At 43.8% G+C, this 19983-nt stretch carries 18 protein-coding genes and 1 pseudogene; 1 reads left to right on the forward strand and 18 read right to left on the reverse strand.

Going from position 1 to position 19983, the window contains the following annotated elements; all coding sequences use genetic code 11:
- Positions 1 to 7 precede the first annotated feature (7 nt).
- From W03_RS11080 to W03_RS11145, 14 genes and pseudogenes are all read right to left on the reverse strand, one after another.
- Positions 8 to 1639, reverse strand: coding sequence for a murein L,D-transpeptidase (locus W03_RS11080; RefSeq protein ID WP_244073313.1), 1632 nt, complete (start codon positions 1637 to 1639; stop codon positions 8 to 10).
- A gap of 224 nt (positions 1640 to 1863) precedes the next feature.
- On the reverse strand, positions 1864 to 2022 hold the full coding sequence (locus tag W03_RS11085; RefSeq protein ID WP_244073315.1) for a hypothetical protein: 159 nt from the start codon (positions 2020 to 2022) through the stop codon (positions 1864 to 1866).
- Positions 2023 to 2119: 97 nt separating this feature from the next.
- Positions 2120 to 3158, reverse strand: a pseudogene (locus W03_RS11090) (IS3 family transposase).
- Complete coding sequence (locus W03_RS11095) at positions 3155 to 3505, reverse strand: hypothetical protein (RefSeq protein WP_244073317.1); 351 nt, start codon at positions 3503 to 3505, stop codon at positions 3155 to 3157. Before W03_RS11095 ends, W03_RS11090 begins: the two are co-directional and overlap by 4 nt.
- A 280-nt stretch (positions 3506 to 3785) precedes the next feature.
- The gene (locus tag W03_RS11100; protein WP_244073319.1) at positions 3786 to 5276 is read right to left on the reverse strand and encodes a DEAD/DEAH box helicase; all 1491 of its coding nucleotides are present in this window, start codon (positions 5274 to 5276) and stop codon (positions 3786 to 3788) included.
- Between the two features lie 269 nt (positions 5277 to 5545).
- Positions 5546 to 6250 carry a NapC/NirT family cytochrome c gene (locus W03_RS11105; protein ID WP_244072608.1) on the reverse strand — a complete coding sequence of 235 codons (705 nt, stop codon included), beginning with the start codon at positions 6248 to 6250 and terminating at the stop codon, positions 5546 to 5548.
- The gene (cycA, locus tag W03_RS11110; protein ID WP_244072300.1) at positions 6250 to 6972 is read right to left on the reverse strand and encodes a cytochrome c-550 CycA; all 723 of its coding nucleotides are present in this window, start codon (positions 6970 to 6972) and stop codon (positions 6250 to 6252) included. The genes W03_RS11105 and cycA overlap by 1 nt, the downstream gene beginning before the upstream one ends.
- A 119-nt stretch (positions 6973 to 7091) precedes the next feature.
- Complete coding sequence (gene haoB / locus W03_RS11115) at positions 7092 to 8120, reverse strand: hydroxylamine oxidation protein HaoB (RefSeq protein ID WP_244072301.1); 1029 nt, start codon at positions 8118 to 8120, stop codon at positions 7092 to 7094.
- Between the two features lie 5 nt (positions 8121 to 8125).
- Positions 8126 to 9847 (reverse strand): multiheme c-type cytochrome, encoded by a 1722-nt coding sequence (locus tag W03_RS11120; protein WP_309296089.1) that lies wholly within the window; start codon positions 9845 to 9847, stop codon positions 8126 to 8128.
- 147 nt (positions 9848 to 9994) lie between these two features.
- The gene (locus W03_RS11125) at positions 9995 to 10750 is read right to left on the reverse strand and encodes a hypothetical protein (RefSeq protein ID WP_244073320.1); all 756 of its coding nucleotides are present in this window, start codon (positions 10748 to 10750) and stop codon (positions 9995 to 9997) included.
- A 197-nt stretch (positions 10751 to 10947) separates the two neighbouring features.
- A complete protein-coding gene (glcF, locus tag W03_RS11130) occupies positions 10948 to 12201 on the reverse strand; it encodes a glycolate oxidase subunit GlcF (protein WP_244073322.1) in 1254 nt (417 codons plus the stop codon).
- Positions 12202 to 13287, reverse strand: a complete 1086-nt coding sequence (gene glcE / locus W03_RS11135) for a glycolate oxidase subunit GlcE (RefSeq protein WP_244073324.1) — start codon at positions 13285 to 13287, stop codon at positions 12202 to 12204.
- Positions 13288 to 13300: 13 nt separating this feature from the next.
- On the reverse strand, positions 13301 to 14755 hold the full coding sequence (locus tag W03_RS11140; RefSeq protein WP_244073326.1) for an FAD-linked oxidase C-terminal domain-containing protein: 1455 nt from the start codon (positions 14753 to 14755) through the stop codon (positions 13301 to 13303).
- Positions 14756 to 14760: 5 nt separating this feature from the next.
- Positions 14761 to 15666: a 2-hydroxy-3-oxopropionate reductase gene (locus tag W03_RS11145; protein WP_244073327.1), complete on the reverse strand. Its 906-nt coding sequence runs from the start codon at positions 15664 to 15666 to the stop codon at positions 14761 to 14763.
- 406 nt (positions 15667 to 16072) lie between these two features.
- On the opposite strand from W03_RS11145, the gene W03_RS11150 reads away from it, so the two are divergent.
- Entirely contained in the window at positions 16073 to 17302 is a 1230-nt protein-coding gene (locus tag W03_RS11150; protein ID WP_244073335.1) for a L,D-transpeptidase family protein, read from the forward strand.
- A 74-nt stretch (positions 17303 to 17376) separates the two neighbouring features.
- On the opposite strand, the gene W03_RS11155 is transcribed toward W03_RS11150, so the two are convergent.
- The 4 genes from W03_RS11155 to ruvB all read right to left on the reverse strand — a co-directional run bounded on the left by W03_RS11155 (position 17377) and on the right by ruvB (position 19971).
- Positions 17377 to 17556, reverse strand: a complete 180-nt coding sequence (locus W03_RS11155) for a hypothetical protein (RefSeq protein ID WP_244073336.1) — start codon at positions 17554 to 17556, stop codon at positions 17377 to 17379.
- 80 nt (positions 17557 to 17636) lie between these two features.
- Entirely contained in the window at positions 17637 to 18308 is a 672-nt protein-coding gene (locus W03_RS11160) for a Bax inhibitor-1/YccA family protein (protein WP_244073338.1), read from the reverse strand.
- A 150-nt stretch (positions 18309 to 18458) separates the two neighbouring features.
- The gene (locus W03_RS11165; protein ID WP_244073340.1) at positions 18459 to 18899 is read right to left on the reverse strand and encodes a hypothetical protein; all 441 of its coding nucleotides are present in this window, start codon (positions 18897 to 18899) and stop codon (positions 18459 to 18461) included.
- A gap of 25 nt (positions 18900 to 18924) precedes the next feature.
- Positions 18925 to 19971: a Holliday junction branch migration DNA helicase RuvB gene (gene ruvB / locus W03_RS11170; protein WP_244073341.1), complete on the reverse strand. Its 1047-nt coding sequence runs from the start codon at positions 19969 to 19971 to the stop codon at positions 18925 to 18927.
- Positions 19972 to 19983: the final 12 nt, after the last annotated feature.

Genomic DNA, 19983 nt, shown 5'->3' on the forward strand with positions numbered 1-19983 from the left:
GAACTATTTACCAGCCGGCATAACGCAGTGCTCGCATATCCCGATCGTATATGTCGGGTGAAAAGTGCACGCTTTGCTGCTCGTCCACCCAGGCCGTAATATACACCAAGTAAATAGGTAATTGTTTAGGTAAATGTATAGTGGTAGTTTTGCCTTCCTCCAATTTGGTCATAAAATCTTCTGGCAATTCTTCTCTCCCGAGTACAAAAGCAGCCAACTCGAATGGTTTTTCGAGTCGAATACAACCAGAGCTAAAAGTACGAATATCCTTCTGAAACAAGGATTTTGATGGCGTGTCATGCAAATAGATAGCAAATGAATTTGGAAACATGAATTTTACTCGACCTAATGCGTTATTTTTCCCAGGTTGCTGCCGCAGCAAGAAAGGAAAATTTCTCAGCGAATGCCAATCAACCGATGCTGGATCAATAGGTTCAGCATTGCGATCATAACTGGTATACACTTTAAAGTGCGATGCAGTAAAAAACGTAGGGTCTTTTTGTTGTTTTGGCAATAAATCTTTTTGCGCAATCTTTGCAGGAACAGTCCAGTATGGATTTACGACCATATGTGACATGGCGCTCTTGAAGCTTGGTGTAGAACGATAACCCATTCCAACAATGATGCGCATGTCTAGCAGCGATTTATCCTGCTCGACCGCAGTCAACCTAAAACCAGCAAGATTGACTAAAATATGACGATTTCCTAAGTTTCTCGGTAGCCATCGCAAACGCTCCATACTCATGCGCAATTGGCGAATTCTCCACTCCAGCGATAGATTTAGTGCTTTTAAAGTATTTTTTCCAATCACGCCATCCGCATTCAAGCTATGCTGAATTTGAAATGCTCTGATCGCATTGACCAATCCTTCGTCGTAAACAAGACTGTCACTAGATTCCACATTGTAGGCTTCATTTCCATCAACCGCATACATTTGCGCAATTCTTTGGCGTAGCAATGCAACCACTTGATCAGTTGCGTTCGGACGTAAAGGTGGGATATTAGGAATCTTTACCCAATCTACATTATTGCTAATCTGACGATAGTGAATTAACGTTTGTTTGAATCGCTGATAGCTCGGATGCTGCGGAATCAAGGCATTTAATGCTGAGATTAGATCAGATTGAAGCGCTTTCTGCAAAAAACCCACCGCATCAAATGCAGGTTGAGGAATATGCCAATCCGGATCGGCATCGCTCGCGATCAGTCGACCACGCGCCAAATCTTTTGCCAATATCAGGATTGATTGCGTTGTTTGTAACTCTAATGTGAGCGCTTCTGAAGAAGCATGTTCCACTTGTTCTTTCAATAGCAGCAGCTTTGGCAATTGATAATCACGGCTATCCAATCCCTCGTTATCTATATTTCCAATAAATTCCAGTATGCTTTCTAATTGAGGTGATGCTTTTTCATATAAAAACCAGACCGGTTGAAAATTACGCGCTTTATAAAAACGTAGCAAATCAGTCGCATCATTTTTGTCTACTGAATTAACGTGCGTTTCTGTAGATAGTTTTTGTTGCAGCATTTTGCTATCTAAAGCAAACGCTTTCAATAAGCAAGGACTCCCCAGCAACAATATGCAGCAAGCAAGGCGTAATAATAGCGAGTAATGAAATTCAACTCGTAAGTACTGCATACATTAATTCCTTAACTGAATAAAATCAAGGCCAACAGAAAATACTGACTGTTTATTTTGTAACCTAACAATCCCGTTCCGCAACTTCAAAACTTAATAAGTAGCATACAGATCGAATAAGGGGATCGCTATTTTACTATCGTTCGGATAGGTGCGTTACGACTAAATGAGGATATTCAACGCGGCTTATTACGAAATTGAAGTGCAGACAAGATTGGCCTCGTTCATATTTCAAGTCTTCGCGCAAATTCATCCACCCTTCTAAATCTATGATCTTGGCTCAAATCCGGCGCCTCCCGAATGATGGCATCAAGGCATTGGCGCAGTTCTTCTGGTGATAACCCCAATGATTGGTCGCCCAAGATGGTGAACAGCAACTGCATTGCGTCTTTTGGAAAACGCGCAGATAAGCCGGATTCTGGAGTTGGAGTTGTCCCATTTTGACGGACAGTTTTTTCATGGAGCCGAGAAAGTCTCGACTTATGAAAGCGGGTTAAAGTTTATTGCGATTTGATCATTCTCATTCAGTTTCCTCTCAAAATTGTTCGGTGATAAGTATCCCAGCCCAGAATGCCTGCGAATGGGGTTGTACCAGGACTCGATCCAGGTAAATATGGCCAGCCTTGCTTCAGTTTTGTTTTTCCAGGAACGCCTGTCAACCAGTTCACATTCCAGGGAAGCAAAAAAGCTCTCAGCCATTGCGTTATCGTAGGCATCGCCTATACTACCCATCGAAGGACGCACGCCCATTTCCCTGCATCGTTTGCCAAACTCAACGCTGGTGTATTGACTGCCCTGATCGCTGTGGTGAATCACTTTGCCCGGTTTCCGGGTGATTAGCGCCATATTCAAAGCACTGATCACTAGGTTTGCTGTCATGGTTTCACCGAAAGACCAGCCCACTACCTTACGGCTGAATACATCAATGATCACGGCCAAATACAAGAACCCTGCCCAGGTAGGAATGTAAGTCATGTCCGCAACCCATAGTTGGTTGATGCTAGTTGCCTTGAAATGACGTTGCACCAGATCCGGTGCAGGGCGGTCACGTTTATTCCGATGAGTCGTGGTTACAAAACCGCGCCTGCGACTTACCTCTTTAATTCCAGTTTCACGCATCAACCTGCCTACGCGCTTGTGATTGACCTTGATTTCACGATCGGCCAATTCAACGGTAATGCGAGGGCGACCATACGTACAATCGCTCGTTCGGTATATCGTCATGATCTGACTGATCAATCGGGAGTTAGCAATGACCCTTCGGCTGGGTGTGCGTTTTGCCCAGTCATAGTAACCGCTGTGCGATACACCAAGTGTTTCACATAAAATGCGTGCCGGAAATTGCGCCCGATTTGCCTTGATTAATTGGTACACCTGCTGCTCGACACCAGGTTTGTATCGACGTGTAATGGCAACCAAATTCCTTGGATAATTGCTTGGGGCATTTGCCTAATGCTACCAATTCCACCATCTGCTGGCGAAACTCAGCCGGGTAAGCAGGTTTGTAGTTTTGCGTCATATTTCTTCTCCTTTAAACAGAACATAATGTGTCCGTCCAAAGGGGACAACTTCAACTCCAGATAGTAATGCGGCATTGGCTTTGCGGATAACAGTGTACTTGACCTTAAGAGCTGTGACCTTGGTTTGCAAGCAGCCAAAGGTTTGTTGAGTAGTCAACGACGGGAACGGGATTTTAATAGCGTGAAATTGACAGAGCCAGATGCGATTCCTTCTGTTGATCCTCTGTGCTTTCTCATCACAAATTTGCCAAAAACCACGCCACTTGGTGACAAAGCGCATCCACTGTTGACACTGTGAATCAATCGAAGCTTGATCTAGAACGAAAGTTGAAAACTCTGTACCCATATATGAATTGAAGTCGCAAAGTTGGCGCACTATTTGGTATCTACTTCATCGATTTTTTCTCGATCATACACACCTTTGCAACTACAATGTAATTCCTTAAGAATTATTTGCATTTTTCTTAAAGAATATAAGTTCAGGTTTAATTATGAAACACCTAAACATCAACTAAAAATATTGAGAAATTAAGCTGATCTATTACGACCTCTTATTTCGTGAGCTTTTGTGAATCTATGTAGCCCACTGCACGACTTCTTTTCTTAGTTGTGGGAAATTAGAGCATTTAGCTTCGTTCTTTATTCACTCCCCTTGAAATCAGTAAGGCTGGAATAGGCCTATTAAAGTGTTTGTGTGGTTTCTCTGTCGATTCACTATTCTCTGTGGATTTAGTTCCAGAAATTTTTGGAACATACGGCTGGGTAAAAAGTGCGTCATCGCTGTTCTTTCTGGTATGCGTTTCAGGTCTTTTTCGAGGTGATCTTTCCCGATTCATTGAATTACGAGAATTATCTTGCCGCGATAAGCCATCTGATTTTGCACGAACAGCATTCGATGCAATACTTCTTGTACTTTTAGAAGATTTATTCTTAGACTGGTTCTCTGATGAAGTACTCTGAGTTGATACGCTCTGATCGGTTTCAAATCCGATGACTTTTTCTTTATGAATTGTTGTATTAAGAAGCTTCTCAATACCGGCCAGTTCATTATTGTCTTCCTTACTGACCAAAGAAATCGCGTATCCTTTAGTGCCTGCACGACCTGTGCGACCAATTCGGTGTATATAGTCTTCCGGATTTTTCGGCAATTCAAAATTAATTACACAAGCTAATGCATCAATATCAATGCCCCTTGCAGCCACATCCGTTGCAACTAATACTCTGACTTGGCCTTCCTTAAAGCTATTCAAAGCTTGCATACGTTGTAATTGATTGCGATCGCCATGTATCGCCAAGCTTGTAATACCGGAATTATTCAAATACTTAGTCAGGAGGTCTGCATTTCTCTTTGTCTTGGTAAAAACCAGCACTTGGCTTAATTCCCTACTCTCAATTAAAAATTTCAGCAGCGCCTTTTTCATTCCGGATTCAACCGGATAAACAATATGAGTAATCAGCTCATTGGTGGTGTTTTGCTTCGCAACCTCAACCAAAACGGGTTCGATAAGAATTTTGTTAGCAAGCTTTTTAATCTCTTCAGAAAATGTCGCCGAGAACATTAAGTTTTGTCGCTGATTGGGCAGCAATTGAATAACTTGCTTGATGTCAGGCATAAACCCCATATCAAGCATTCGATCAGCTTCGTCCAAAATGAATACTTCAACTTTGTTGAGTGCAATGTTTTTTTGCTGAATGTGATCCAATAAACGCCCGGGCGTCGCGACAAGAATCTCAACACCTGATCGCAATGCGCTTATTTGTGAATCAATACCCACGCCACCGTAGATAACCGCTGATCTCAATGACAAGTACTTTCCATAGACTTTGATACTATCGTAAACTTGTACTGCAAGTTCTCTCGTTGGAACAAGAATCAGAGCACGAATCGGATGTTTTGCGGGGGATGTGCTGCTATTGGCATGAATTTCCAGCTTTTGTAGGGTTGGTAGAACAAAGCCAGCAGTTTTTCCTGTTCCCGTTTGGGCTCCCCCCATCACGTCTTTCCCACTTAATATAATCGGTATTGCGCGCTCTTGAATGGGCGTAGGCTTTATATAGCCTTGATCAGAAATGGCTTGTAATAAATGGCTTGATAAACCGAGATGTTGGAATGACATAAATATTATTTTTTGTGCTTACTTAATTAACTCAGGAATGGGAATATACAGAAAAAACAGGGAAGTAAACGCAAGTAGTCCAGATAGAAAACATCGGACCGTGTGAATTGTTTTTTATTAATAGTGACTACTTTAATCGGTATCGATTACTGAATTATGCAGTTTCTAGTATGCGCTATAAAACAATTCCTCGTAAAGCTTTGGTAAAGCCTTACGAGGACCATTGATCACAGGCGATTTATTTATCCTGTAAGGGGAATGACACTAAATTATTCTTCATCATCCTCATCATCGCTGTCGTCGTCAGACGATTCGGCGTCACCAGTACTCGAATCGGATGATTCTTCAGATTCGGACTCTTCTTCCTCATCGTCCTCTTCTTCCTCTCCCTCACTACCTTCTTCCTCTTTCGCCAACACCATCTTGCCCGCAGCTAAACTCGCATTCAAGTCCGTCTTCGCTACCTCTTCATGCACCAAATTCTGATGACAATCTATACACGTCGCACCTTCCGTCTTCAACTTCTTATGCGCTTCCTGTGCGTCCGCTCCAGGTGGATTCGGGTCCCTATGACAATCTCGGCAAGTCACACTGTCCCATTTCTTCAGATTCATCCGCGCATCGTGCGCCATGATCAACCGACGTTCGTTAAATTTCTCTAGCGTCGAGTAATCGTTAACCAACTCCAAGTATAACTCTCTCGCACCATCTACCGCATGCGTATAGAGCGCTAAGTGGAAATTCTTGAATCCTTGCGGTATGTGACAATCCTTACATCCAGGATTTACCCCCAATGCACCATAATGCGTCGAGTCCTTCAACTCCTTCTGCGTGTACGTCATCGAATGACAGCTGGTACAAAACTCTTCCGTCGATAACGCCGCTTCCCCTCCAAATACTACCGCAACCAGTACTATCCCCAACAGTCCTCCTGTCAGGAGCGTACCTATCGCACCTTTCTGTAATCCTGTCATTACTCTTTCCCTTTCTTATCTTTTTTGTCCGCAACCTTTTCCTTAGCATTCGCTTGGAATTCATCGTGGAACTTGAATTTAGGCTCTCCTACAAAAGTCCCGTCCAATTTGTAGTGCTCGTGCATCGCCTTCACGTCTTTCACCATCTTGTCAAAATCAAATGTGTATTTCTTGTCAACTTCCGGTGTAAACGGTGTATACGGCGCTTTCGCTCCTTTCCACGGTGAACCTTCATAGTTCAGATGGCATGCACTACATGCTTCTTCAAACTGAAAGTCTTGTCCTTTATCAGCCAATACCTTACGTTGCATGGTGGTACCCTTGCTTTCAAAGGCTTGCCCACCTTTACGGTGATCTCCACGATAGGACTTGCCCGGTCCATGGCAGGATTCACAGCCAACCGCAGCAAGTGGCTTCTTCGCAGCTTCAATGGTGTATCCACCTTTCTTGCCAAACCCATCTACGTGGCAACCTACACAGTCTTTATCTTGTGTATAGTCTTTCTCCGGATCAAGCTTGGCTTTCACTTTGGCTTCCTTGCGCGCGCCCGGCTTCAGCGATTCCATCGCCTTAGCATGCGCCGTATCTTTCCATGACTTGGCTTGCGATTTGTGGCATGAACTACATTTGGTACGACCTTCAAATGTGTCGGCTAGTACTGTGCCAGTAAAAAATGCGCTCAACGCTAGTACAACAAAACCATATATCACTGTGTGCTTCATCTTTCCTCCTTGTTGTGCCTGTCTTATTCTATTTTTCTATTTGCCACTACGCCGTGTATTGTACGCTATCGTCAGATTGTGTAAATATTTTGTCGCGACCTCAATTGCCTTTTAGCGCTTTACGGTATCTTGTAAACCCAATAACCACCTTGCTGGTAGGCCACTGGCGCAATGTCTTGCTCAGTCGGCGCCGTTTTGTCCACAAACGGCAATAGCCTCGCTATCAGTGTCTCACTACTCATTTCATCACTTAAAAAGAATACGCGAATTTCATCGTCCGCTAACGATTGGAGTGTATAGGTGTGGAAATCGTTTTCTTTCAGTTGCACTTTCATGTGATTGATCATGCCGTGCATGTTGCCAGTCAATGGGAAGTTCTTATAGGCAACGCCAATTTTATCCGGGTACATGAGACCCAGCTTGTATAAGTCGGTGACATGAATAACCAGATACGCTTCTCGGTCACGGCCAATCAGTTCGCGTAGTTTCTGAATGCCCTGTTGCGCAGGAAGCGCTAAAGCAGCACTAAACCGCTTGAAATTTTCTTGTTCCTGCGAATCTGTCGTATTACCCCAAAATGCCGCTTCGTAGGCTTGTATGGCCTTACTTTGCTCAAGCCACGGTAACGGCAGTATCAGCGGTTCGTTTAAATGGTCGGTAAACAGCGTGTCTCGGCCCGTTAGAAGTTTGATTTGCCGCGCTGTGTCCCACCAGGATAGTATCAGTGATTCCGGCGCCGCATGTTTGCCAATGACTGTCACTAGCTCCATCAGCTCACTGGGCTTCTTTTCTAAATTATAGAGTACCTCTGCGGTGTTGTTTTTCCAGTCCAGTAATACCGGTGCATCGCTACCCTTTCGAGCAACTATCATTTCCGCAATCGGCTTTTCTACATCGATTGTCTTAACTTGATATCGCTCTAGCTTTAGTTCCGGCCAGTTACTCAGGTCTATTTTCGATATCCGCTTCTTGTCGCCTTGGTCTAAGGGTATCTGTTCATAACTGTAAAAAACTGGCAGCGGTTTAAACCACAGATAAAAAAACCACCCCAGCAAAAGCAAACCTCCCGTCACTAGAATAATCCCCAGTGACGGGAGAAATTTGTCTCCCGACCGCACTGCTTTTCCCGTGCGGTCAGTCGCGTTCACGTCTATCAAACTTGTTCGCTTTGTTTACGTTTACGCCAGCCTACTAAGGCCAATGTGCCCGCTAGCAACATACCGCCTCCCAAACCACCCAGAGAAATCTTCTCGGTCGTGCCGTCTAGGTCTAACAGGCTTCGTTTGCTTGATGATTCAAGATTTTTAACACGTTCTTGCAAGGCAATCATCTCGCGGATACGTGTGTTTGCATCTTGAATTTCAACATACGCACGATTCATCGGTCCCCAGCCTTCTGTGTAAGTCCATCCACCCGGATTCACGTGGGCTAGGCCTACGTGCATCTTAGCCAGATCATTTTCATGCATTTCCAATACCTTCAGTTCCAATGCCGCAGGACTGTTGCCTTTCGACCAGAATAATTGGGCAAAGTATGCATAGCCTTCTTTTTCTGGTGGCGGAGGTGCCGGACGGTTGGTCTTCTGACCCGTCAACAAGCCTTCTTCGTATAGCTTGTGCACAACATCATTGGCTTCTTGGTATTTGGCCAAGCCTTCCAAAGTGCCTTTGTCCATCAACTCAAGGTAAGAACGCGCAAAACGTTCTGAGTGACATTGCGTACAGGTAACAACCCATGAGTCTAAACGAGTCTCTGCCCATTCGCTTTTGATGTTCTCAGCTACACCCGGCACAAATGGATAGTTCGCCCAGCGAATCTTCCTAACCATATTGTGCGTGAACTCACCTTCATATTCCATGTGGCAGTAAGCACAGGTCGGCGCATTTTGCTTGCCTACCGCAAATGCATCTTTCAGTTGAACTTCCCAGTTCCACTTGTCTCCCAGCATCGCTACCATCTTGCCGTGCTTAGACATCGAGTACGCTTCCCAGTTGTTATGGTCTACACCACTATGACAGGTCGCGCAAGCTTCCGGTTTGCGTGATTCAGCCGCTGAAAACTCATGGCGTGTATGGCAAGAATCACATTTGTTTTGATTGGTATGACACATAGAGCAGCCTTCCGCTACTTCACGTTGCGGCATCGCAGCCCATACCGTCGTCTCTACGTTCGCTTTATAGTCCAGCGCATGCGATGGACGTCCATCCGGCCATTGACCGTGCGGCCATATCATCGTGTCTCTTTCCGATTCACGCTCAGCAAATTCTTGTAAGTGACAAACACCACACACGTCTGCCGTCGGCATACGTATGTCTTTGGTATGGTCCGCTTTTTTCTTCGTACCAATGTCCACGTGACAGTCTATACAACCAACTTCCTTCAGCTGCTCGTCTTGTCCCAGTCGCCCCATCGAACGCAAGTTCTTCTCAACATCTTCTAACTTGCCTTTCTTGTAATAGGTCGGGTCTTCCGGTTTCAAATTCCGAATCTTGTCTAAGTTCGAATGACTGCTGCGCTTCCATGCCTGCACCCATACCGGCGATTCGTCCGCATGACATTCCACACATTCCTTGCGGCTCGCTACTTCTTTGTTCGTCGTCGGTGATTTGTAAAATGTCGCCGGATCTAAATAAATCCCATACGGTATCGGCTCCCAATATTGCGCTAGCGTACCCCTGCCAGCACCTTGCTCCGGATCCTTGTAACGCTTCACTAACGCCTCATGCAACTCCTTCGGCGTTACCTTCGCACGGTCTATCTTCAATGCCTCAAATAACTCGTTCGGTACACTCGGCATGCTGTTCGCTTGCACTAACCCAACAAACATACAGCCTAACATTACCACCTGTGCCCTCAGCCATAACTTCATAGCCATCTTCTCTCCTTTGTGGTTTTAATTTTCTTACCAACCTTTTCTAAAAAAGGCGCTTAATTCGTTTCTTCTTGTACTTATACTTTTTCCAAGCATTACTATAATACATCGCTACGCAAAAACAGCAAACCTAGATACGATAAAAATTAATCAAGCTGATGCCTGAGTTGCTTTTTTTCGATATACAAAGTAGTAGTAACCACCGCCCCCAATCACAAGTAGCGCAAGAACAATTTCCATCATGCCCAAACCTCCACCATGACTGCCATGCCCTCCACCTTTACCAACGTTTAGAGGAATGCTCACAACTGTTTTCATATTGCCAGAGCCATCATCTTTCTCCAACAAAATATTGTATTTTGCTCGTTCGGTCAGATTAGTGGCAATTACAATAATGCCGGAGTTATGAACCATAGGCGCCAGATAATAATTGTCATGCTCCTTTGCACCATGTGTCGGATCGGCATGTTTATCACCAACATGCGAACCATGATCCATTCCTTCATGCGTCGCATGATCCTTATCATCCACTTTCTTCTGATCAGAAGAAGCGCCGTCACTTTGTTTGCTAGCACCGTGTGCCCCATGCCCTTCTTTTACGACTCGAATTGCTAATGGAATATCTCGTGCTTCATGTGGTAATTCAATGGTCAAATTTACCTTGCCAGGATTCGGTAAATTCTCACAAAATGAATGCATGGGTGGCAAATCACCTTCCGGTATTTCATAAGCACTGAAGGTAACAGGAAACTCCCCGGTTTTGATTGAACAACCGCCTGCATCGTGGTGGCCTTCATGCGCGAGCATCAATTGCGCATAAGCAGGCAATGCAAAAAAAGAAGGCACTAACAAAACACTCGCTACTTTTACTACCCAAGCTTTTATGTCTATCGAAACTAACTTCATTTATTTATATTCTCCAATTTACAATAATCTCTCATCAGTATAATTTTTCTAAACTCATGACACATTACCAAAGCACGTGAAATATTGTCTAACAAAATCAACCGATGATTGTATACCAAAAAAAAAAGAATATCGAAATGAAAATTTCGAGCGGCTTAATCTTTTTCAGAAACAAAAACCTATAGCAAAAATACCTGCTATCGGCCAATAGATAATCTTTCATCCAGCAATTCAATCCAATGCTTAACCGGTCGTGTCGCTTGTTTACGTAAATGCATTAAGCAACCAATATTGGCTGTTGCGATTTCCTCAGGTCGTCCTGATTCTAGAGCGGTTACTTTATTGCTCAACAATTTTTTTGAAAGCTGTGGTTGTAGAATCGAATAAGTACCGGCCGAACCGCAGCATAAATGCGCGTCTGGAACGTATGACAGTTCAAATCCCGCAACACGCATTATCTCTTCGACGATACCATGAATCCGCATACCATGTTGCAAAGTACAAGGTGAATGAAAAGCTAATTTCATTTTTTGATGATCTGGAAACGATTGTGCCGAAAACTTCTCTTTCAATTTCTTTAACTCAAGATAGACTACCTCACTAATATCTCTAGAAATGTCTGAAATAGCCTTCGCTTTCAGAGCATAAGCGGAATCATGCTGTAACATATGCCCATATTCTTTTATGGTTACTCCACAACCACTGGCATTCGTTACGATAGCTTCAATGCCGTTTTGTTGCACCCAAGGCCACCATGCATCGATATTACGCCGCATATAATCCAAACCATCCAACTGTGCGTTTAAATGATAGGTCACCGCACCACAACAACCCGCTTGATCCGCTTTTATTAAGGTAATTCCTAGATAATCCAGCACTCGTGCCGTAGCAATATTGATGTTAGGAGCTAATGCGGGTTGCACACAGCCATCCAGAATCAGCATCTTACGCGCATGGTTTGTCACAGGCCATGCATGATCTGAACGCGAGGAGATAGGCACAGTTTTCTGCAATTTTCTGGGTAGCAGTGGGCCTAATATTTGTGCAGTCTTTAATAAAGTATTAAATAATCGTGGATTGGGTAATATTTTCATCAATGCGTAACGCATCCCATTGGAAAGCACGTCTCGCTTGACTTGCTTCTCAATAACGCCGCGACCGATGTCTACCAAAGCACCATAACGTACTCCTGATGGACAAGTAGTTTCACAGGCACGGCACGTCAAACAGCGATCCAAATGCGAAAGTGTTTTTTTTGTTACCGGCTGGCCTTCGAGCATCTGCTTAATCAGATAAATGCGTCCACGCGGACTATCCAATTCATCACCCAAAATTTGGTAAGTCGGGCAAGTTGCAAGACAAAAGCCGCAATGCACGCAACTACGTAATATTGCATCGGCTTCTTGACCTTGCGGTGTGTTCTTTATGAAATCAGCGAGTTTTGTTTGCATTTATAGCTCTGGATAGAATCTTCCGGGATTAAGGATTCCCGCTGGGTCAAATTTTTCTTTTAATGCACGATGTATTTTCAAAATTGCCGGACTGAGCGAATGAAAAACGCCGTTCCTTGCTGAGTGACCGCGAAACAAAGTTGCATGACCACCGGCATTTTCAGCAGTTTGATAGATCAACCGATCATCGCCTTCAGAATCACATACCAGCCAACGCAGACTGCCATTCCATTCCATCAATTGCTCACCAGTAAGTAATAGAGGCGCCGTATTGGACGCAATTGACAAGCGCCACAATTTTTTACTTTTATCTATTTGAAAAAAATCACTGGTCTGCTCACGAATCGATCGCCAAAATAATGAACCTTCCTCGTCTTGTAATTTTTCTCCACCCAACTTTAACCAAGCTGCTTTTACAGCTGATTCGACGCCGGATAATCTAAAAAAAAATTTACCGTTTCGATAACAAGTTGCAGATATGGGTAATGATTGCCCCGCCCATCGATTCATTTTGTCAATCGCTGCGGTCTCGCTAGCCGATAAACATACAGTCATTTCAACAGCAGGCTTTGGCAGCACCTTCAAGGATATCTCCAACAACATGCCTAACGTCCCCATCGCCCCTACCATCAAGCGAGACACATCGTAACCCGCGACATTCTTCATGACTTGCCCACCAAAGCGTAAATCCTCACCCTTACCGTTAAGCATTCTGACACCCAGCACAAAATCACGCACAGAACCCGTGGTCGCTCGTCTCGGTCCAGACAATCCAACAGCAACGCAACCACCCAGAGTAGCAGACTGACCGAAATGCGGTGGTTCGAATGGCAACATTTGTCCCTGTTGCTCCAATACCGCTTCAAGTTCGCTCAAACGAGTGCCTGCTCGCGCAGTCACCACCAATTCAGCCGGATCATAATCGACAATGCCGTTACAGGTTTTTGTATCCAAGGTTATAGTAGGCTGACTGGATACTGTATTACCATAAAATTGTTTAGTGTTTCCACCGCAGATGTGTAGTGGCGTTTTATTTTCGGCGGCAGTCCGAATTGTTTCTCGGTAAGAATCGATAACATCCTGCATGAATCAATGACCTTTAAAACCGCGGCAAATGAGCAAATTTGCTCTCGCCTTGATGCACATGCATTGCTCCCAGCTCCGCACAACGATGCAGGGTCGGAACAGCTTTCCCAGGATTTAGCAATCCTAGCGGATCAAATGCAGCTTTGACAGCGTGAAAAATCTCCAACTCAGCACTGCCGAATTGTGTACACATTTGGCTGATTTTTTCTATCCCCACGCCATGTTCACCCGTAATGGTGCCTCCTGCATGAATGCACATTTCGAGTATTTTGGCGCCGAATTCTTCGGTCCTCTCCAATTCGCCTGACTGATTTCCATCATACAGAATCAATGGATGCAAATTACCATCGCCCGCATGAAATACATTCATGCACCGCAGCCCATACTCCTGTGATAATTCCTCGATTCCTTGTAGCACTTCTGCCAATCGCTTACGTGGAATCGTTCCATCCATGCAGTAATAATCTGGAGAAATTCTCCCAGCCGCGGGAAAAGCTGCCTTTCGCCCTGCCCATAAATTCAATCGCTCCTGGTCGTTTTGTGATGTGCTGATTCGCATAGCGCCACTCCGTTGCATAATGAACTGAATACGCGCAATTTCATCCACAACTTCCTCAACATTACCATCCGATTCGCATAACAAAATAGCTTCCGCTTTTAAATCGTAGCCAACTTGCAGAAACTCCTCAACCGCATGAATGGTAATTTTATCCATCATTTCCATACCCGCCGGAATTATTCCAGCACCGATCACACCGGCCACTGCCTGAGCTGCTTTATGCACACTGTCGAACGACGCCATTACCAACTGGGCCTTTTGTGGCAATGGGATCAATTTCACAACAATTTCCGTAACGATCCCAAGCATTCCCTCACTACCTGTCATCAACGCAAGCAAATCGTAACCGGGACTGTCCAAGCCCTCACCACCGATTTCCAGCACCTCGCCAGTAATAGTCAACACCCGTAATTTGAGAATATTATGTACAGTCAAACCATATTTCAAACAATGCACTCCGCCAGAATTTTCCGCTACATTGCCACCTATGGAGCATGCAATTTGTGAAGATGGGTCTGGTGCATAATACAAACCATAAGGTTTCGCCGCTTCACTGATCGCAAGATTTCTAACACCCGGCTGTACATAAGCCAACCTAGCCAAAGGATCAATCGATTGAATTTGATTCAATTTTGTCAAAGACAACAATACACCAGAAGCATGCGGCAAAGCTCCTCCGGATAAACCTGTGCCAGCACCTCTTGCAACAACTGGCGTCTGGGTCGCATGACACAGTTGTAAAACTTGAATGATTTGCGCTTCCGTATGCGGCAATACCACTACCTGGGGCAATTGCCTATAAGCCGATAGGCCATCGCACTCATAGGGTCTAAGATCTTCATCCCCATATAGCACCGACTCAACCGGCAAGATAGCTTGTAGTTCTCGAATCAATTGCTCACGTAACATAAATACTATTTCGAAGGCTTTCGGATTTCATGATTGGATAGTATTTCCAGCATTTTTATTATTGCGGAATTATCCCATTTTGCTCCACCATGCGCGAGACACCCAGTAAACAATTCACGAACCATAGCTGTATTGGGCAAGCTCATTCCCAATGACGATGCGCTTTCCAGTGCGATATTCAGATCTTTATGATGTAATTCAACACGAAAACCCGGTTCAAAGTGGCGATTCAACATGCGTTCACCATGTACTTCCAATGCTTTGGAAGCAGCAAAACCACCCATTAACGCTTGGCGTACTTTATGTGGGTCAGCTCCTGCTTTGGAAGCAAATAAAAGCGCTTCGGCGACTGCCGCAATAGTTATCGACACCAAGATCTGATTAGCGACTTTACAAATTTGCCCAGCGCCATTTTCACCGACATGCGTAATCGTTTTACCCATTAGCTCGAATAACGGCTTAACGGCAGCAAATGTCTTTGCACTGGAGCCCACCATAATAGTCAATGTGGCGTCTTTAGCGCCAATATCGCCGCCAGAAACCGGTGCATCGACATAGTCATGCCCTAGCGCTTTTATTTTTTGAGCAAACTTTTGTGTCTCTACAGGAGAAATCGAACTCATATCGATTACAGTACAGACTGAATCTTTGCGAGATTGCAATCCTTCAGCAATACCCCGGTTACCAAATAGAACCATTTCAACATCACGTGTATCGGGTAGCATGGTAATAACGATTTCCGAACGCTCCGCCACGTCTTTGGGTGACGCCATTAATTGGCCACCTTGGCGAATCAAATCCTCCGGTACGCCACTACGCGAATGCAAAAACAATTTGTGTCCGGCTTTAATTAGATGCCCAGCCATCGGCTTACCCATAACTCCCAAACCAATAAAACCCAAATTTGCCATTACGTTGAAATACCAATCATCAAAAATCAAATATAAAATAAAAAAACATCATCCGAAAATCTAAGTTCTGAAAAATCAATAGATAGTCTCTGACTGATGCCTTCAAAAATAGCATTCTACCATGCCACTGATTGCATAAAACCATGTCACCAAACCATTTCAATAGCGATATTTATTAAGTTTATATGAACAATGGTTTCGATTGGATTAACTTGAATTACAGCAATTCCAATAGCACCATCTGAATCGTAAAATAGCTCGATACCTATTGTCTTAACAGTTCTTTCATATCAATACACAACAAGCCTCTGGAAAAAATTGCCATATTACTTCCAAGGTATTGAGAGATAGCATAAAACCTTGTACATTAAATCGCTGCGTACCATCTAACCAGTCTAAGGCATACATGACTTTGATAAATAAAATACTTTCAGTTTCTTTACATTCTGTCTCTCTATACCTCTTAGTCGTCATTTTTGTGCTTTTCAGTGGTTGCCAAACGATACCGCTAAGCTATTTTTCTGCATCTCGATTACCTATCGCTCCGCAAACAAAATCACAACACCAAGCTCAGTCGCCTCGAATGCCCTTGGCGACTCATGAGTTCACTTTTGACGCTACTCATGACGATGTTATAGGAAGATTACAGGTTATTCAGGCCAAAGAAGAAGATACACTTTCTGATATAGCACGGCGCTTTAATTTAGGGTTAGAGGAAATTCTGCATGCAAACCCTAATGTAGACCCATGGCTACCCGGTGAAGGCACGCCCGTTATTATTCCAACTGAATTTGTGTTACCCAATGTACCACGAGAAGGTGTCGTAATAAATCTTGCAGCCATGCGTCTGTTTTATTTTCCCAAAGCTAAATCTAGCAAATCGCAGAAAGTCATTACACATCCGGTTGGTATCGGTCGTGTCGAATGGAAAACACCGGAAGGCCTAACAAAAATTACTACCAAGGAAGCTAATCCCTCTTGGATTCCCCCAGAATCCATCCGTAAAGAACATGCTGCGAATGGAGACCCACTTCCTGCCATTGTTAAGCCAGGCCCCGATAATCCAATGGGAACGCATGTTTTAAGACTGGGATGGCCAAGTTATGCCATTCATGGCACCAACAAACCTCCCAGTATTGGTTTAAGAGGCAGCCACGGTTGCCTACGCATGTATCCAGAAGACATCAAACAAATCTTTAAAGAAATTCCTGTTGGCACCCCCGTTCGTATCGTTAATCAGCCCCGTCTACTCGGCTGGCGAGATCATACACTTTATCTTCAAGTATACCCGACCTTGGAGGATGACAAACGCAATCACAATACGCTACTTAATGCATCTTTGACGCGCATGCCTACGACACAGAAAGCGAAGCTCATTGATCGAAAACGGATCAAAATCAATATGGCATTACTGCGAGAGGCAACTCTTAATCCAAGAGGTGTAGCTATACCTGTTAGTAATTCGAACATCACTCTACAAAAACATATTGATAGCGCAACACCTACACTCAACATACTTCCATTTAATGCGAACTGGGATGGCGATAATAACCGGCACCTTACGGCAACCGAGGTAATACACCACATCAATGAAAAATCGAAACAGAATTCACAGAAATTAAACAATCCAAACTGACTATCAAAACCTAAGCTGACGTTACTATAACCCCAAAAAACGCGAGTAAATCATGTCGCCACCTTGCGATCAAGCTATACCAGCTTAATTAACATCATGATGAATACAATGATAACCAACATGATAAAAATAAAGTTCATCCAGTCGGAAGAGGTTCCTTTAGGGCTATTTTTTACTCTATCTATCGCCCCTGGAAGCAATACCACAAAAAAAACAATCAATGCCAATGCCGAAACAATTTGCATCCATTCCATGTTGATCTTTCCTTTCGCAAATATTCAATAAAAAAACCCGGGTTAACCCGGGTTTTTTTATTGCTAAAACCAACTGACGATCAGTCATCGTTGCCCATAATCCCAAGTATTTGTAGCAAGCTAACAAAGATATTGAAGATGGTCATATAAAGACCGATCGTTGCCAATACATAATTGGTTTCACCGCCCTGAACGATCCGACTGGTGTCATACAAAATAAAACCGCTCATGATCATAATAACTACCGCGGAAATGGCTAATGACATCGCAGGTATTTGTAGGAATATATTAGCTATCGCAGCTAATAGCACCATTAAAAAACCCACCATCAGGAAGCCGCCCAGGAAACTAAAATCTTTCTTAGAAATCAGTGCATAAGCAGATAATCCGATGAATATTACGCCGGTACCTGCTAGCGACATTGTAATAATATTAGAACCGTTAGGTAATGCAGCATACAGACTCAATATAGGCCCTAAACCGAAACCAAGTAGCCCGGTAACCAGAAAAACAATTCCGATACCTGCGGTTGAGTTAGCAAAGCGTGGCAATATGAACATAGCGATTACCATTGCACCAATCACAGAAATCAAATAGGTCATGGGTGGCATTTTCAAAAACATAGAAACTGCAGCGGTAAAAGCGCTAAATAACAGCGTCATAGCCAATAACATATAGGTATTGCGTAGTACTTTATTGGTTTCCAGAACTGATGTAGCTCTTCGCGCAACTGTTGAATATTGTTGATTCATGTCGTAATAACCTCCAATTAATTTACAAACTTCGAACTATTACTATTCCGATGAACGTATGACCGACTATTGCAAGCCATAGTTCAAACTTACCTCGTTACTGTATAGTCTTCCACAAAACATTTCAAGCTTCTGATTTATTATTATAAGTTATTTCTCCGCAATTTGAGTCAGAGCAAAATTGTACACCAAAAAGAATCCCCCTCGCTCAACTAAGGTTATATTTAAACTAGCGGCTCCATTCTCAAAATTAGCAATTCCTGAATAATTAATGCGTTTCTCACCAATTAAAGAAAATGCGCTGACCGTGCGAGAAAAATTTATTTCTTGTATAGACCGAAAGCGTCCTAATCTTCGATATTGCTCCATCAATTTATCTAGTTGCTCATCTGAGATATTTTGCTTAGCCTCAGGTGCAAGATGCGTCAATAGTGTATCTTTCTGCCAATTAGAGATTTCACCGAGTATCTGCGTGATCGCAGGCTGTGCACTCTTTTCATAAAAATCTTTTTCGCGACCGGTATGAAAATAAAGCATCGCCATCACGGTCACTAAAATAGCGATAATAATTCTTAATGTTTGGATAGACATAATAGGACAGCGATAAAATTATTGACTACGACTCACTCTCTTTCCAAAGATCATAATGCAATGAATCTTTGGCTGGTGTCATGCCGAAATGCTGGTAGGCTATGGACGTAGCCACCCGTCCTCGCGGAGTCCTCTTGAGGAAACCTTGTTGTATTAAATAAGGCTCTAATACATCTTCTATAGTATCGCGTTCTTCGCTAATAGCAGCAGAAAGGTTATCCACACCAACCGGACCACCCGAAAATTTTTCCAATACAGTGAGTAGCAATTTCCGATCCATAACATCCAAGCCTATTTTATCGACATCCAGCATATCTAAAGCTGCATCGGCCACCGCACGATTCACATGACCATCCGATTTAACTTCAGCAAAATCCCGTACACGGCGCAACAAGCGATTGGCAATACGGGGGGTTCCTCGTGATCTGCGCGCAATTTCAAAGGCGCCGTCGGATAAAATATTTACCTCCAATAAACCTGCTGAGCGCATCACAATTTTAGTGAGTTCTTCGGGGGTATAAAATTCGAGACGCGAAATAATACCGAATCGATCCCGTAACGGATTCGTCAACATACCTGCACGAGTCGTTGCGCCAATCAAAGTAAACGGAGGTAAATCGAGTTTCACGGAACGGGCAGCAGGGCCTTCGCCAATCATGATATCCAATTGATAATCTTCCAATGCCGGATAAAGAATTTCTTCCACCACTGGTGAAAGCCGGTGAATCTCATCAATAAACAAAATATCGTTTGATTCCAAATTTGTCAGCAGCGCCGCTAAATCACCAGCGCGTTCCAGAACCGGTCCCGATGTTTGCCGCAAACTAACTCCCATTTCTTTTGCAATAATATGTGCAAGCGTTGTTTTTCCCAAACCGGGTGGGCCAAATAGCAAAACATGATCGAGCGCTTCGCGGCGATTTCTTGCCGCTTGAATGAAAATCTCTAACTGTTCGCGAATTTTCTCTTGACCGACATATTCTTCCAGATACTTTGGACGCAACGCACGTTCTAACGCTTCTTCCTGTGAAGAGGCAGCTACCGTGGCAATGAGGCGGTCTGTTTCTATCATGCGATCAATTTT

Origin of the sequence: Nitrosomonas sp. PY1, assembly GCF_022836435.1 — a bacterium.
Lineage (GTDB): Bacteria > Pseudomonadota > Gammaproteobacteria > Burkholderiales > Nitrosomonadaceae > Nitrosomonas.

Coding starts and splice junctions, on each gene's coding strand:
- W03_RS11080 (WP_244073313.1), bottom strand. CDS start 1,639: ATGCAGTACTTACGAGTTGAATTTCATTACTCGCTATTATTACGCCTT.
- W03_RS11085 (WP_244073315.1), bottom strand. CDS start 2,022: ATGCAGTTGCTGTTCACCATCTTGGGCGACCAATCATTGGGGTTATCA.
- W03_RS11095 (WP_244073317.1), bottom strand. CDS start 3,505: ATGGGTACAGAGTTTTCAACTTTCGTTCTAGATCAAGCTTCGATTGAT.
- W03_RS11100 (WP_244073319.1), bottom strand. CDS start 5,276: ATGTCATTCCAACATCTCGGTTTATCAAGCCATTTATTACAAGCCATT.
- W03_RS11105 (WP_244072608.1), bottom strand. CDS start 6,250: ATGACAGGATTACAGAAAGGTGCGATAGGTACGCTCCTGACAGGAGGA.
- cycA (WP_244072300.1), bottom strand. CDS start 6,972: ATGAAGCACACAGTGATATATGGTTTTGTTGTACTAGCGTTGAGCGCA.
- W03_RS11120 (WP_309296089.1), bottom strand. CDS start 9,847: ATGGCTATGAAGTTATGGCTGAGGGCACAGGTGGTAATGTTAGGCTGT.
- W03_RS11125 (WP_244073320.1), bottom strand. CDS start 10,750: ATGAAGTTAGTTTCGATAGACATAAAAGCTTGGGTAGTAAAAGTAGCG.
- glcF (WP_244073322.1), bottom strand. CDS start 12,201: ATGCAAACAAAACTCGCTGATTTCATAAAGAACACACCGCAAGGTCAA.
- glcE (WP_244073324.1), bottom strand. CDS start 13,287: ATGCAGGATGTTATCGATTCTTACCGAGAAACAATTCGGACTGCCGCC.
- W03_RS11140 (WP_244073326.1), bottom strand. CDS start 14,755: ATGTTACGTGAGCAATTGATTCGAGAACTACAAGCTATCTTGCCGGTT.
- W03_RS11145 (WP_244073327.1), bottom strand. CDS start 15,666: ATGGCAAATTTGGGTTTTATTGGTTTGGGAGTTATGGGTAAGCCGATG.
- W03_RS11150 (WP_244073335.1), top strand. CDS start 16,073: ATGACTTTGATAAATAAAATACTTTCAGTTTCTTTACATTCTGTCTCT.
- W03_RS11155 (WP_244073336.1), bottom strand. CDS start 17,556: ATGGAATGGATGCAAATTGTTTCGGCATTGGCATTGATTGTTTTTTTT.
- W03_RS11160 (WP_244073338.1), bottom strand. CDS start 18,308: ATGAATCAACAATATTCAACAGTTGCGCGAAGAGCTACATCAGTTCTG.
- W03_RS11165 (WP_244073340.1), bottom strand. CDS start 18,899: ATGTCTATCCAAACATTAAGAATTATTATCGCTATTTTAGTGACCGTG.
- ruvB (WP_244073341.1), bottom strand. CDS start 19,971: ATGATAGAAACAGACCGCCTCATTGCCACGGTAGCTGCCTCTTCACAG.